The sequence below is a fragment of the Shewanella sp. FDAARGOS_354 genome (assembly GCF_002209245.2).
Lineage (GTDB): Bacteria > Pseudomonadota > Gammaproteobacteria > Enterobacterales > Shewanellaceae > Shewanella > Shewanella xiamenensis.
The window spans coordinates 4,050,467-4,064,469 of sequence record NZ_CP022089.2; the positions used below are offsets into that span (position 1 = coordinate 4,050,467).

General features: G+C 48.2%; 12 protein-coding genes. 7 read left to right on the top strand and 5 right to left on the bottom strand.

The window, feature by feature from the left end; all coding sequences use genetic code 11:
- Positions 1-15 precede the first annotated feature (15 nt).
- The 4 genes from ilvD to CEQ32_RS18275 all read left to right on the top strand — a co-directional run bounded on the left by ilvD (position 16) and on the right by CEQ32_RS18275 (position 5,101).
- Positions 16-1,875 carry a dihydroxy-acid dehydratase gene (gene ilvD, locus CEQ32_RS18260; protein WP_088586556.1) on the top strand — a complete coding sequence of 620 codons (1,860 nt, stop codon included), beginning with the start codon at positions 16-18 and terminating at the stop codon, positions 1,873-1,875.
- Between the two features lies 1 nt (position 1,876).
- The gene (gene ilvA, locus CEQ32_RS18265) at positions 1,877-3,535 is read left to right on the top strand and encodes a threonine ammonia-lyase, biosynthetic (RefSeq protein ID WP_088586557.1); all 1,659 of its coding nucleotides are present in this window, start codon (positions 1,877-1,879) and stop codon (positions 3,533-3,535) included.
- 137 nt (positions 3,536-3,672) lie between these two features.
- Positions 3,673-4,806 (top strand): pyridoxal-phosphate-dependent aminotransferase family protein, encoded by a 1,134-nt coding sequence (locus CEQ32_RS18270; protein ID WP_088586558.1) that lies wholly within the window; start codon positions 3,673-3,675, stop codon positions 4,804-4,806.
- A gap of 34 nt (positions 4,807-4,840) precedes the next feature.
- A complete protein-coding gene (locus CEQ32_RS18275; protein ID WP_088587011.1) occupies positions 4,841-5,101 on the top strand; it encodes a hypothetical protein in 261 nt (86 codons plus the stop codon).
- 1 nt (position 5,102) lies between these two features.
- Here the strand turns inward: CEQ32_RS18275 and CEQ32_RS18280 are convergent, their stop codons facing one another.
- A complete protein-coding gene (locus CEQ32_RS18280) occupies positions 5,103-5,285 on the bottom strand; it encodes a hypothetical protein (RefSeq protein ID WP_088586559.1) in 183 nt (60 codons plus the stop codon).
- Between the two features lie 142 nt (positions 5,286-5,427).
- Between CEQ32_RS18280 and CEQ32_RS18285 the strand changes: the two genes are divergently transcribed.
- Both CEQ32_RS18285 and CEQ32_RS18295 read left to right on the top strand, forming a co-directional pair.
- Positions 5,428-5,703, top strand: coding sequence for a DUF6980 family protein (locus CEQ32_RS18285; RefSeq protein ID WP_226871845.1), 276 nt, complete (start codon positions 5,428-5,430; stop codon positions 5,701-5,703).
- Positions 5,704-7,076: 1,373 nt separating this feature from the next.
- Positions 7,077-8,285: an IS4-like element IS10A family transposase gene (locus CEQ32_RS18295; protein ID WP_001206290.1), complete on the top strand. Its 1,209-nt coding sequence runs from the start codon at positions 7,077-7,079 to the stop codon at positions 8,283-8,285.
- A gap of 269 nt (positions 8,286-8,554) precedes the next feature.
- Here CEQ32_RS18295 and CEQ32_RS18300 read toward each other — a convergent pair whose 3' ends face one another.
- A complete protein-coding gene (locus CEQ32_RS18300) occupies positions 8,555-9,586 on the bottom strand; it encodes an IS630 family transposase (protein WP_069453395.1) in 1,032 nt (343 codons plus the stop codon).
- Positions 9,587-9,770: 184 nt separating this feature from the next.
- Here CEQ32_RS18300 and CEQ32_RS18305 point away from each other — a divergent pair, with 184 nt between their 5' ends.
- Positions 9,771-10,646: a Tim44 domain-containing protein gene (locus tag CEQ32_RS18305; protein WP_069454093.1), complete on the top strand. Its 876-nt coding sequence runs from the start codon at positions 9,771-9,773 to the stop codon at positions 10,644-10,646.
- 87 nt (positions 10,647-10,733) lie between these two features.
- On the opposite strand, the gene CEQ32_RS18310 is transcribed toward CEQ32_RS18305, so the two are convergent.
- The 3 genes from CEQ32_RS18310 to CEQ32_RS18320 all read right to left on the bottom strand — a co-directional run bounded on the left by CEQ32_RS18310 (position 10,734) and on the right by CEQ32_RS18320 (position 13,900).
- On the bottom strand, positions 10,734-12,098 hold the full coding sequence (locus CEQ32_RS18310; RefSeq protein WP_088586560.1) for a sodium-dependent transporter: 1,365 nt from the start codon (positions 12,096-12,098) through the stop codon (positions 10,734-10,736).
- A gap of 336 nt (positions 12,099-12,434) precedes the next feature.
- Positions 12,435-12,935, bottom strand: a complete 501-nt coding sequence (locus tag CEQ32_RS18315) for an Lrp/AsnC family transcriptional regulator (protein ID WP_037427707.1) — start codon at positions 12,933-12,935, stop codon at positions 12,435-12,437.
- A gap of 182 nt (positions 12,936-13,117) precedes the next feature.
- Positions 13,118-13,900 carry a phosphatase PAP2 family protein gene (locus tag CEQ32_RS18320; RefSeq protein ID WP_069454095.1) on the bottom strand — a complete coding sequence of 261 codons (783 nt, stop codon included), beginning with the start codon at positions 13,898-13,900 and terminating at the stop codon, positions 13,118-13,120.
- Positions 13,901-14,003 lie beyond the last annotated feature (103 nt).

The window sequence follows — 14,003 nt, forward strand, 5'->3', positions numbered from 1 at the left end:
TAAGGGATAGAGTCAATGCCAAAGTTACGTTCAGCAACCAGTACCGAAGGCCGCAATATGGCGGGTGCCCGTGCGCTATGGCGCGCCACAGGGGTGAAAGACAATGATTTTGGTAAGCCGATTATTGCGATTGCCAACTCCTTTACTCAGTTTGTTCCCGGCCATGTGCACTTAAAAGATATGGGCTCTCTGGTGGCGGGCGCCATCGAAGAGGCGGGCGGTATCGCCAAGGAATTCAACACCATCGCCGTCGATGATGGTATCGCCATGGGCCACGGTGGCATGCTCTACAGTCTGCCTTCGCGGGAGCTTATCGCCGATAGCGTCGAGTATATGGTCAATGCCCACTGCGCCGATGCGCTGGTTTGTATCTCTAACTGCGACAAAATCACCCCCGGCATGTTGATGGCGGCGCTGCGCCTCAATATCCCCGTAGTATTTGTTTCGGGCGGGCCGATGGAAGCGGGTAAAACTAAACTGTCGGACAAGCTTATCAAGCTCGATTTAGTCGATGCCATGGTGGCGGCAGCCGACTCGAGTGTGAGCGATGAAGATAGCGCTAAAATCGAACGCAGCGCTTGCCCTACATGTGGTTCCTGTTCTGGGATGTTTACCGCCAACTCGATGAACTGTTTAACCGAGGCCCTAGGCCTGTCGTTGCCGGGCAACGGCTCCATGCTCGCGACCCATAGCGACCGCCGCGAACTGTTTTTAGAAGCGGGTCGCCGCGTGATGGCACTGACCAAACGTTACTACGAACAAGATGATGCCTCGGCACTGCCGCGCAACATCGCCAGCTTTAAAGCCTTTGAAAACGCCATGGCGCTGGATATTGCCATGGGCGGTTCGTCCAATACTGTGTTGCACTTATTGGCTGCGGCGCAGGAGGCAGACGTGGCATTCACTATGGACGATATCGACCGTATGTCGCGCCAAGTGCCGCATCTGTGCAAGGTGGCGCCGTCGACCGCTAAATACCATATGGAAGATGTGCACCGCGCCGGTGGCGTGATGGGCATCTTAGGCGAGTTAGACCGCGCCGGATTGCTTCATACCGATGTGCCACATGTTGCTGCCGATGCGGGCGGCAATCTCAAGTCGGTGCTCGCCAAGTACGATGTGATGCAAACCCAAGATGACAAAGTAAAACAATTCTTTATGGCGGGACCTGCGGGCATTCCCACCACTAAAGCCTTTAGCCAAGACTGCCGCTGGCCATCGCTGGATGATGACAGGCGTGAAGGTTGTATCCGTAGCCGCGAATTTGCCTTTAGCCAAGAGGGCGGTTTGGCCGTGTTATCGGGCAATCTGGCGGACAACGGCTGTATCGTTAAAACGGCGGGTGTGGATGAATCGAATCTGACCTTTATCGGCAGCGCTCGGGTGTACGAAAGTCAAGACGACGCAGTCGCTGGCATCTTAGGTGGCGAAGTGGTGGCGGGCGATGTGGTGGTGATTCGTTACGAAGGGCCAAAAGGCGGTCCGGGTATGCAAGAAATGTTGTACCCCACCAGTTACTTAAAATCCCGCGGCTTAGGCAAGGCTTGCGCGCTAATTACCGACGGCCGCTTCTCTGGTGGGACATCCGGCTTATCCATCGGCCATGTGTCGCCTGAGGCGGCGGCGGGCGGCACGATTGCCTTGATTGAAAACGGCGATCGCATTGAAATCGATATTCCTAAGCGCAGTATCAAGCTCGCTGTAAGTGATGCCGAATTGGCTGCGCGCCGTGAAACCATGCTCGGCCGTGGTCCAATGGAGTGGAAACCGCTTTCGCGTCAGCGTTATGTGTCGATGGCACTTAAAGCCTACGCCATGCTTGCCACCAGTGCCGATAAGGGCGCGGTGCGCGATCGCAGTAAGTTGGAGGACTGATATGTTATCTCTCGCATCGTCGCAAACGGAGCAGGCTGAAGCCCAGGCTTCTCAAGTTCAGTCCGATAAGGCGCAATCGGTCACTTCTGCCTTAGAAAAGAGTCAGCTTGCGCAAAGCTACCTGCAAAAAATCCTGCTGTCGTCGGTTTATGATGTTGCGAAAGTGACACCACTCTCGAGCCTCAATAAACTCTCGGCGCGTTTAGGCTGCCAAGTGTTTTTAAAGCGCGAAGATATGCAGCCTGTGCATTCCTTTAAGCTGCGCGGCGCCTATAACCGCATTGCTCAGTTGAGCCAAGCTGAATGCCAACGCGGCGTGGTGTGTGCCTCGGCGGGCAATCATGCTCAAGGCGTGGCAATGTCAGCTGCCAGTCGTGGTGTGGATGCGGTGATTGTGATGCCCGAAACCACGCCGGATATTAAAGTCGATGCGGTGCGCCGCTTAGGTGGCAACGTGGTATTGCACGGCCAAGCTTTCGATCAAGCCAATGGTTTTGCGATGGCGCTGGCCAAAGAAGAGGGCCGAGTCTATATCGCCCCCTTCGATGACGAAGCCGTTATCGCTGGTCAAGGCACCATTGCCCAAGAAATGCTGCAACAGCAGCGCGACCTTGAAGTGGTTTTTGTGCCCGTGGGCGGTGGCGGTTTAATTGCTGGGATTGCTGCTTATTACAAGGCTGTGATGCCACAGGTTAAAATCGTTGGCGTTGAGCCTGAAGATGCGGCCTGCTTAAAGGCGGCGATGGAAGCGGGCGAGCCGGTGACGCTGGCGCAAGTGGGCCTGTTTGCCGATGGTGTGGCGGTTAAGCGTATCGGCACAGAGCCATTTCGTGTCGCCAAGCTGTGTGTAGATGCCGTGGTGACGGTCACCTCTGACGAAATCTGCGCAGCAGTGAAAGATATTTTTGAAGATACCCGCGCCATTGCTGAACCTGCGGGCGCCTTATCTTTAGCTGGGCTTAAAAAATATGTCAGCACCAATGTTACAGGTGAGAGTGGTCGCGGTGAGAAGGTCGCGGCGATTTTAAGTGGCGCGAATGTGAACTTCCACAGCCTGCGGTATGTGTCGGAGCGCTGCGAGCTGGGTGAGCAAAAAGAAGCTGTGCTGGCGGTTAAAGTGCCCGAGCGTCCGGGTAGCTTCCTGCGTTTTTGTGAGCTGCTCGAAAAGCGGGTGATGACTGAATTTAATTATCGCTTTAGCAGCCGCGATATGGCGGTGGTGTTTGCGGGTATTCGCCTAACCAAAGGTCAGGGGGAGCTAGAGCAAATTATCAATACCTTAGAAGACCATGGCTTTGAAGTGCAGGACTTATCCGGTGACGAAACCGCGAAATTGCATGTGCGTTATATGGTCGGTGGTCATCCGCCAGAGCCATTAGAGGAGCGCCTATTTAGCTTCGAGTTTCCCGAGCATCCCGGTGCGCTGCTGAAGTTTTTAACCACCTTGCAGAGCAAGTGGAATATCAGTTTATTCCATTACCGTAATCACGGCGCAGCCTTTGGCCGAGTGCTGGCGGGGTTTGAAGTGCCCGAGGGCGATGCCTTGCCGTTTCAGCAGTTTTTAACTGAGCTGGGATTTGTCTATCAAGAAGAGACGCAAAGCCCTGCTTATCAGCTGTTTTTGAATGCCGGAAAAGGGAAAAACAACCTGCCTGTGTAGTCACTTAGCGTTAGGTTACAACTTAGGCTAAAGGAAGGGCGCACAGGCGCCCCTTTTTGTGGTAATTTGGTTTAACAAATCAAGAGTGAATGCTCTAATAATAGTCAGACCTCGACCCTACGCATTAAGGAGACATGATGTTACCTGCACCGCATTTTTCTGCCTTTAATCCCCCTCGCCGCATTTTGATGGGCCCAGGTCCATCGGATGTTTATCCTGAAGTGTTAGCCGCACAGGCAAGACCGACCGTCGGTCACCTCGACCCATTGTTTGTCGCTATGATGGATGAGCTTAAAAGCCTGATCCAATATGCGTTTCAGACCAAAAATGAAATGACGATGGCAGTGTCGGCCCCCGGCAGTGCGGGCATGGAAACCTGCTTTGTGAACCTAGTCGAACCCGGCGAAAAGGTGATTGTGTGCCGCAATGGTGTGTTTGGTGAGCGTATGCGCCAAAACGTCGAGCGCGTTGGTGCGATTGCGGTGCTGGTGGATAACGAATGGGGTACGCCGGTCGACCCTGCTGCCGTTGAAGCGGCGCTTAAGGCCAACCCCGATGCTAAATTCCTTGCTTTTGTGCACGCCGAAACCTCAACAGGCGCGTTAAGTGACGCCAAAACCCTATGCGCATTAGCTAAACAATACGGCTGTTTATCGATTGTCGATGCGGTCACATCCCTCGGCGGCGTGGAATTAAGAGTCGATGAATGGGGCATCGATGCCATTTATTCTGGCAGCCAGAAATGTCTCTCCTGCGTACCGGGCTTATCGCCTGTGTCTTTCTCGCCTGCTGCGGTAGAAAAGCTAAAAAACCGTAAAACGCCGGTGCAGAGTTGGTTCCTTGATCAAAGCCTAGTAATGGCCTATTGGACCAGCGCGGGTGGTAAGCGCAGCTATCACCATACCGCGCCCGTTAATGCGCTTTATGCCCTGCACGAATCGCTGCGTTTATTGGCGGCCGAAGGTTTAGAAAATGAATGGAAACGTCATCAAGACATGCATTTAGTGCTGCGTGCCGGCCTTGAAAAACTCGGCCTGAAATTTGTGGTTGCCGAAGATTCGCGCTTGCCACAGCTTAATGCCATTTATATCCCCGAAGGTGTTGACGATGCCTCTGTGCGTGCGCGTCTCCTTAAAGATTACAACCTTGAAATAGGTGCTGGTCTTGGTGCACTTGCAGGTAAAGCGTGGCGCATCGGTTTAATGGGCTTTGGTGCCCGTCGTGAGAATGTCGCGCTCTGTTTGCGCGCCCTAGAAGAGGTGCTGAATTAATAAGTCTGTTTCGCGTATAGGGATGTTACGCAGAGTGAGTTTGCGTTTAGTTAGCTCACGTATAGTGATTGGCGGTTTGATTCTGTTCTTAAGTGGTTGTGCCTCCACCAATACGAGCAATGCCAGTTGTGATTTTGTGCGAGGCACTGCTGGCAATCAGAGTCAACGTGAGGCTAGCGGTGATGATAGCAATGCCCGGCAGATGGATGTGGGCATCGGGATTTTAACTGCAATCTTCGGCAGTATTAGCCGAGCACTTTCTTCCGATGATAAATCGGATAATAAGTGTTTGTAACTTAGTTAGTTTTAGCTGTCTTTGATAGTTTATAAATCCCCGTAATGCGGGGATTTTTTATAGAGACAGTACCGTTCTTTAGTGCGGGGGTATATTGATTAAGCACTGCCATTTCAGTGACACGCCGTGAATATGTCCCTATAGGCTCGATGGCGGCATCCATGCCGCCAACGGTCACTTTCATGACAGTGCTTAATCCGGTTAAGGCTTTGCTATACCTGATAGTCTGTTATTTACAACTAGGGCATTTCAAGAGTTTAACAATGGGCGGCTCGTTAAATTTTTTACTATTATGCAGGTACCTTATGAATCACTGCTGTGAACAAATGAAAAGTTTTATAAACAACAAATGCGACCACCACGTGGAGGAATGCGCCGTTCATCTTATTAATTATTCTGATAAATTCGATGAGTACGGATTGATTATTCATGACGGCGGCACATCATCAATCACGATAAATTTTTGCCCATGGTGTGGCTCTAGGTTACCTACATCAAGACGTGAACAATGGTTTGATGAGCTAGGTAAACTTGGCTATAGCGAACCGTTTGAACAAGATATTCCTGAAAAGTACAAAAGCAGTGATTGGTATCGTGTCTAATGATGTGCTCATTTGGGGTGGCTTAATACTGCTTATAATCTAAGGTTACCAATAATAAATGGATATTTTTGAATTAATTGTTAAGCCTTTCATATGGATATTTAGATTGTTAGTATTATTGCTTGAGCAGGGCATAATTACACGGCCTTGGTATTGGATTGGGTGGTTTGTACTGAGAGTTGTAACTATTGGTAAATACCCGTTATACGGTCCAAATGATGAAGACCTAGAGGGTATTAGAGTAAGTATTATCACTTACGTACTTGGTTGCATAACACCAATAGCAATTTTTATTTGTATCATGTAGTGCATGGCCAATAATGCTTCTGCTATCAAAGTGACACTCCCTATATTCCTATGTGCGGTATTTTTTAGGCTAGAGGATCAGATATGAACGAACACCATACCGCAAACGCTTTGCCTCTATGATAAGGTTTGGTTTATAAGGTTTTTATGGTGAAAGATATTTTTTCTTCATTCCCGCAATGTGTTTAAGTGGAAATCTAGCTTTGGGATATTTTAAGTTTTGATATGTGAAAAATTTACAATATGTGCCTTGTTAAGCTTCTATAAAGTGGGTTGACTGTTAGTAAGTAGTAAGGATATTAAGTGGGCATTAGGTTGCAAATGGAGATTGATACTGATGATTAGTGCTAAAGTATGGATGATAATTTTAAGCTTTATTCTGCTTTTCCCTACATATTATTGCTTGCAAGGTATTTGGGTTACTCTTAATACAGCAAATACAAGAAGCCATGAAGGAAATCTAGTAATTGGATTAATGTGGCTATACTCAGCTGTCGTGTGGATACCATACATTCTGATTCTTGGTTATAACTGGAAGACGTTATCGAACAACTTTAAATTAACCTGCTCGTTATCAACTTTTGTAATTTTCACTTGTTTTATTTATTCGCTGGCCGTTAGTTAACAATTTAATTAACGAGCTAACCATTGTTAAATTTACAGAGTGTATATTTGTAAGAGGGGGGACAGATTACTGTTGGGAATGACAGTGCTTAATCACTTCTTACGTCGCAGAGTCAGAACATACACATCTTTTTAGGTACTCTTCGTCGAATCTTTTTATAACTAAAGCCTGTGAGTTACTGGAATGACCTAAAAGATAGGACATGCATTTTTTTCACTATGGCGACTGTGTTAATGGCTCTTCCAAAGCTATATCTGCTTAGATGGTACTTAGATCTTGGCTTCGGGTTTCGGAGTTCTGGCTATCAGGATACACGGAAGTTAACGGGATTAAGCACTGAAGAATCCCCTGATGATTTACAAATAAATCATCAAATTAGAGTGGAAGCGCATCTTGTTGCATGATCAAATGGTTTCGCTAAAAACTACACTTGGACAACAAGATGCGCGAAGCCAATATCCTACAACATTCTTTACACCAATACTGCCCAGAACTTCACCTAAAACGATTAAACAGCTTGATGCTGGCCTCTAAGGCACTGATTGAATGTAAGACACTGACCTTGACTGAGTTAGGTCGAAATTTACCAACCACGGCCCGAACCAAGCACAACATCAAGCGCATTGATCGTTTGCTCGGCAACACGCATCTGCATCAAGAACGGTTAGCTGTCTACCAATGGCATGCCAGCCTCATCTGTTCTGGTAACCCTATGCCGATTGTGCTCGTCGATTGGTCAGACATCCGAGAGCATAAACGCATCATGGCTCTGCGCGCCTCAATAGCCTTCAATGGCCGCTCTATTACCCTGTATGAGAAGTCCTATCCCCTATCAGAACAATGCTCTAAGGCCTCCCACAACGGTTTTTTAGCGGACTTAGCCAAGATTTTACCTTTGCATGTTACCCCTCTCATCGTGACTGACGCGGGGTTCAAAGTGCCTTGGTACAAAGAGGTTGAGGCGCATGGTTGGTTTTGGCTAAGCCGTATTCGCGGTACAGTTCAATTTGCAGATATTGGCGCTGAAAATTGGCGTGCAGTTCGCAGTACACATGACTTGGCCAACGGTCAAGCGAAGAGCCTGGGTTGTAAGACCTTGACCAAAACTAACCCTATCAATTGCCATCTCACGCTTTATCGTAGCAAACCTAAGGGGCGTACAAATCAGCGTTCAACGAGGACTAATTGCCACCATCCATCGGCAAAAACGTACTCAACATCGGCGAAAGAGCCTTGGGTGTTAGCCAGCAATTTACCACCAGAATCTCGGAGCCCAAAGCAGCTGGTAAACCTGTACGCCAAACGTATGCAAATAGAGGAAACCTTTCGTGACCTCAAAAGCCCGGCATACGGCTTTGGCTTACGCCAAAGTCGTACCAACAGTCCAGAGCGATTCGACATCATCCTACTGATAGCGTTGATGGTTCAATGCCTGTTGTGGCTAGTTGGTTTACACGCACAGCAACAGGGCTGGGATAAGCATTTTCAGGCCAATACCATTGGGCATCGAACGGTACTCTCAACGATTCGCTTGGGATTGGAGGTACTCAGGCGGCCTGATTATCAAATCACGGAGAAAGAATTGCTGGCGGCCTGGGTATTATTCGCCAATCAGTTGCTCAAATATGGCTATGCTATGGCTGATTTATGAGGGGATCCTTCAGGATTAAGCACTGGCATGTAAGTGACCGTTCGTGACAGGGATGTCACGGTCGAGCACACAGGGATGTGCTTGCTGCGTGTCACTGGAATGACAGTGCTTAATCGATTCTCACGTCATTCATAGCCGAATAATCATATCGTTAGAAGCATTCTTAGTTGAGTCAAGTTGAACAAGCAGTGAGGAAGTCCACACGACTTTGATTTTGATTTAGAAGAACAAACGAAGTTTGTAAGCCTAAATAGCTGATCCGAATACTGCTACATTTTCGCCGTGCCATGCCCACTGCCAGGAAATGGGGAAACGGTTCCCATAAAATGCCATACCATGCCAAGCAGTTCCCGTATGTTCCTGCAAGCGTGATTGCGGGTTACCGTTTCATGCAGTGCGAGCCATAAGCGTTCTATCTTGTTGACCCACGGCGAGTATACCGGCTGAAATAGTAATCTGAATTTGGGATTATGCTTGAGCCAAGCTACGGTCTTACGGCTCTTATGAATAATGTAATTGTCCAGGATGAGCGTGATGGTTTTGGCTTTGCGGTAATGACGCTTAAGCTTCTCCAACATGGCAATAAACAGCTCTGACGCTTTGCTATCGTGGCTTACATAAAGCACTTTCCCGGTGCTGGCATGCAGGGCTCCAGCTATGTAATGCTTACGGTTGTTGCCTGGGGTGACAACGCGTTTTTGTTGTCCTTTTGGCATCCAATCTGCCCCGATTTTTGGGTTCAAGTCGATGTCTACTTCATCTTCATAGAAAACCGGATGCTCGACGCAACACTGCTCAAGTGCCTGATTTATCGCGGCCATTTTCTCCTCTTTGTGTGGGTCTTTGATACGCAATGTCGGAGCCGAGCGGCGCCAGACCATTCCTGCTTTGGGTAGTAATCGGCGGACGGTGGATGCAGCGATGCTGAGCTTAAGCTGTGCATTAATCACCATGGCAAGCAGTTCACTGCTCCAGCGGCTACGTTGGTAACCAAAGTCCTGTGGGCATAGCTGAATAAGCAAAGATAGACAGAGCAATATGGGGTCTATGGGCAAGCTTGCCGGCCGTCCCAGCTGCAGAGATTTAAGCCCATCAACGCCGCTTTCGGTATACCAGCCTAACCAACGACCAATACTGGAGCGTGCTGCACCAGTAGCATGATGAACGTCAGTAATCGACAGCCCTTGATGCAGCATCAGCATAGCGATAAGACGTCGAGCGAAGTGTTTATCCTTGGTTTTATGGATCAATTTCTGTAGTTGTTTGCGCTCTGCGCGACAAAGTGGTGGTAAGATGGCCATTCTCAGTCCTCGGCGAGTGGTGGGTTTGTTTGGCGATAGATCAGATCGCTCAAACAGGACTGAGTTCCCTTCCTTTGATCTACTATTTGGAACAGCTATTTAGGCCCCTCTTTTGATAGTTGACATATAATGTCATCCCGCTATGATGCCTGCACCTCTGGTTATACATACAAAGATCTTATAAATGAAAAAGTTATTTATTATGCTGGCGATGATTTTTGCGGTTAGCTTGGCTGCTAGTCCCGTCGCAGAAGCAAAAAAATTCGGCAGTAATAAGTCTATTGGCAAAAGTCATCAAACGGCGCCGGCTCAGCCTGCGGCAACTAATACTCCCACAACCCCGCCTACCGCTGCGCCAGCACCTGCTGCGGGCAAGAAAGGTATGATGGGCGGCATGTTAGGCGGTTTATTAGCGGGTGGCTTATTGGCTGCGCTATTTATGGGCGAAGGTTTTGAAAATATTCAATTTATGGATATTTTGATTATCGCTCTGTTGGCATTCGTGCTGTTTAAAATTGTCCGTACTCTGATGGCTTCAAAAGCCAGTACCCAGCCAAGACCTGCCTACGCAGGTGCGGGTCAACCTAATCCGAATCTGCAACGCCAGCAAGCGGAACAAACCGGTTTTGCCAGCAGTGCAAACAGTGGCAGCAATGGTTTTGCTCAAGCGGCGAGCACAGTGCCTTTCCATTTGCCTGTGGGGTTTGATTTACCTAGCTTTTTAGAAGGCGCGCGTAGTCATTACAAAACCCTGCAAGTAGCATGGAACGAAAACGATTTAAGCAAAATTCAAGAGTATGTTTCGATTGAGCTTTTTAATGAGCTCAGCAACCAACGCCGTGAGCTCGTTGGCGAACAGCATACAGAAGTGATGTTCTTAGATGCTGAACTGGTCCGCGCGACACACAATGCTAATCTGGCGGAAGTGAGTGTTAAGTTTAGCGGCCGCTACCGTGATACGGTTGAAGGTGTCGAAGAAGACATTAAGGAAATCTGGCATTTAGAGCGTAACCTTACACAAGCCAACGCGCCTTGGTTAATCGTGGGTATCGAGCAGTAATCTTTCCACCTTCAAAAGCAGCCTATATCTGTTAATTGTTCAATAAAAAATCCCCGCATTAAGCGGGGATTTTGTTTTTTTAAAGAGTTACACAAATTGCCTGATCGCGATCGCGATGATTAGTACTGGGCAAACATACTTCACGTACCTTGGCCAAATGCGCCAGAAAAGCCCCGTGGCATCGACACCCTCTTGTCCACTTATCGCCTTGAGTAACTGGCTTTGGCGCCAAATCCAACCTAAGTAAATCGCGATACCGAGGGCGACCAGCGGTTGGGCCATTTGCGTGGTTAGCATGATAGTGAAACTAAATAGCGTCTCAAAAAATACCGCCAGTAATAAGGATAATGAGGTCAACAATAGGCCGATGATCAAGGTAGCACGTTGGCGGCTGAATCCACATTTTTGCATCACATAACTCGTTGGCACCTCGGCGATGGAAATGGCTGATGTCAGGCCGGCGATGATCAGCAGCATAAAGAACACCACGCTAATAATGAGGTTGGCCGTGTCGCCTAGGGTTGAGAATAAGGCGGGTAAAACAGTAAAGACCAATGCATCCGAATCGATTAACTTGCCTTCAGCGCTAAAAATCTGCACGCCATTATGCTGGGCTACATACATGGCTGGGATGATTAAAAAGGCGGCGAGAAAGGCGATGCCGCTATCGGTAAAGGCAACCCAGATGGTTAATTTGGCAATATTCTCTTTTTGGCTCAAATAGCTGCCATAAACCATCATGGCACCAGTGCCTATGGTGAGTGAGAAAAAGGTCTGTCCGAGTGCGTTGATCAAGGTATCTGGCGCGATAGCCTTGGCAACGTTAGGCGTTAATAGTGCGGTAATACCTTCACTTGCGCCATTGAGGGTGAAGATATAGGCCACTCCCGCGATCAGCATGATCAACAATAGCGGCATTAAGCGTTTAGACCATTTTTCGATACCTTCTTGTACGCCCTGCAGCAATACCAAAAATACCAGCGCGCTAAAAATTAGCGTGAATACCAGATTGCGCGACAGCGAGAAATCCATTAGCCAAGCAGCGGTATCGTGCGAGCCCATAGCCGTGGCAATTGGGGCGATAGCGTAGCTCACAAACCAGCCAGAAAGAATGCTGTAGAAGGTGTAGATCAACCCTGCTGTTACGATAGAAATCAACCCTATTGTCTTGCCTAAATTACGGGTGAGCGAGTTGCAACCGAGTTTACCCATGGCATCGGCGGGGTTGGTTTGTCCGTGGCGACCAATCATCAGTTCGGCCATCAGCATGGGAATGCCTAGGATAAAAATCAGTACTAGGTACACCAGCAAAAAGGCCCCGCCGCCATGGGTTGCCGCTTGGGTGGGGAATCCCCAAATGTTGCCGACACCAACGGCACTGCCGGCTGCCGCCATAATAAAACCTAAGCGTGAGCTGAAATGGTTAGTCGAATTTGTATTGGCCGATTGCATTGTGCCTCCCGTAAAAAGAAGGCGTATCTTAGGCGGATAAATAAGAAGTTCAACGCAATTTTTGTGCGTTAAATTGATGTTAATCGGCAATTATTGTTCGTATTTTGCTTTGATTTTGGTGTTAAATTTTGATTTGTGGTGAGGTTCGAGATTATGTTGCTCGTGGCGGTGGCTGGCAGCCTCGCTTTAGCGATTAATTGCGATGGTAAAAACCTAATAAATTGTGATCTTATCGCCAAAAATACCTTTCGCAGGATGAGCTGCTTGGGGTAGCGACGCTGCAACCATAGCTGCATTGGTCTCACGCTATCGCAGCGGCCGTCACTTTTACTGCGCTTAGGGTTCAATGGTGATATGGCTTAAGGGGATGGCCGTGTGCTCTTTGACCTTTTTCAACACGAAGCTGGAATGCACACCTGCGATATGCACATTGGTGGTGAGTTTATCTAACAGAAAAGTACGAAAGTGCGCCATATCTTGGACTAACACTTTGAGTTGATAGTCGGCTTCAGAACCGGTGATCAGCGCGCATTCTTGGACTTCTTCGTAGCCCAGTATATTGGCTTCAAATTGGTTGAGGATTGCAGGCGTGTGTTTTTCCATCCTTACATGGATATACGCAGTCAAATGTAGGTTGAATTTATCCGCTGACAGACGCGTGACATAATCGGCAATATAACCCGCTTCTTCTAGGGCTTTAACGCGGCGTGAGCAAGGGGACGGCGACAGGCCGACTTTCGTTGCCAGTTCAAGATTCGATAACCTGCCGTGGGTTTGTAGTAAACGCAAAATGGTTAAATCGAGTTGGTCGAGTTTATATGGGTGAGTTTCAGTCATGGAAAGTTTAGGGGTAGCGGACTCTACCCCTAGTTTGCCAGTGTTAGCGCTGTTTGCCAAAAATCTTGTGTAATAGCAATCACATTAAATATCTAATCAGTTCAGAGCCTCACAGGCATTTCAATCCAAGGTGCATTGACGAACAAATGGTTATTCCCTTTTAAGTCAATGTAACTAGGGCGTTATTGCGAAGTGGCTTTTACAAACCTTTGCGTGAATAGACGCATTTTACTGACCAAAAATATGCTTAAGCTGCTGATGATAGCGGCCAGTAGGGTGGAAAAGAGCACATCCTGCGGCCAGTGCATGCCGAGTAGCATACGGCTTAGGCCCATCAATAATCCCCAAACCAATAACGCACTGGTGAATAGAGGTAAACCCGCTAAAAGCAGATAGTAGCTGGCGGTTAGCACTAAGGTTACGGCAAAAATGGTGTGTCCAGACGGGAAGGAATAGCCGATTTCATCTTCCCAATGTTGGTGGATTTTTGGGGACAGTTTTACCGCTGAGGTTCTCGTTTGCAGCTCGGTCAGCGCCTCAGCAATGGCCTGTGAGCGTTCTGGTTTTGCGAGTTGATAGAAGGTTTGCGGAGTTAACTGTGCATCATCTGGGAGTGCTTGCTCAGATAGATACACCAGATTGGGCCTTGGCTCTTTAAAAAAGCTTTTAAGGGCATGGCTAGTGCTTAGGCTTAATACTTGGCTTAGGCTGATGGCTAAAAACAAGTTAATAAATAATGCTTTAGGCATATAACAATAGGCAAGCGCCAACACGACTAAAACGGTCGCAACACCATAGGGCGCTGTGCCGGTTGTGGTTAGCCAGTACAAGGCTCTGGCTAAGGGCGATTGTAGATCGAGCAGCGGAAATAATTGATTTTGCGTAAGTAACAGTAGGCTTGGAATCGCTGCTAGCAGTAACCATACAAGCGCCAAACGACGTAGAAGATAGGCTGGATGAGTCAAAATATTCGCCTCCGAGTAAACGCAATAGGCTACATGTCACATGTGGTCTTGCCAATAAAAAAATCCCGACAGCAAAAAGTGCGCTGTCGGGGGTCTTCAAGGG

What these genes read in the sequence shown, in the direction of transcription:
- CEQ32_RS18300 (WP_069453395.1), bottom strand. Translation starts at nt 9,586, where the DNA reads ATGGCCATCTTACCACCACTTTGTCGCGCAGAGCGCAAACAACTACAG.
- CEQ32_RS18315 (WP_037427707.1), bottom strand. Translation starts at nt 12,935, where the DNA reads ATGACTGAAACTCACCCATATAAACTCGACCAACTCGATTTAACCATT.
- CEQ32_RS18305 (WP_069454093.1), top strand. Translation starts at nt 9,771, where the DNA reads ATGAAAAAGTTATTTATTATGCTGGCGATGATTTTTGCGGTTAGCTTG.
- ilvD (WP_088586556.1), top strand. Translation starts at nt 16, where the DNA reads ATGCCAAAGTTACGTTCAGCAACCAGTACCGAAGGCCGCAATATGGCG.
- CEQ32_RS18295 (WP_001206290.1), top strand. Translation starts at nt 7,077, where the DNA reads ATGCGCGAAGCCAATATCCTACAACATTCTTTACACCAATACTGCCCA.
- CEQ32_RS18270 (WP_088586558.1), top strand. Translation starts at nt 3,673, where the DNA reads ATGTTACCTGCACCGCATTTTTCTGCCTTTAATCCCCCTCGCCGCATT.
- ilvA (WP_088586557.1), top strand. Translation starts at nt 1,877, where the DNA reads ATGTTATCTCTCGCATCGTCGCAAACGGAGCAGGCTGAAGCCCAGGCT.
- CEQ32_RS18310 (WP_088586560.1), bottom strand. Translation starts at nt 12,098, where the DNA reads ATGCAATCGGCCAATACAAATTCGACTAACCATTTCAGCTCACGCTTA.
- CEQ32_RS18280 (WP_088586559.1), bottom strand. Translation starts at nt 5,285, where the DNA reads ATGAAAGTGACCGTTGGCGGCATGGATGCCGCCATCGAGCCTATAGGG.
- CEQ32_RS18285 (WP_226871845.1), top strand. Translation starts at nt 5,428, where the DNA reads ATGAAAAGTTTTATAAACAACAAATGCGACCACCACGTGGAGGAATGC.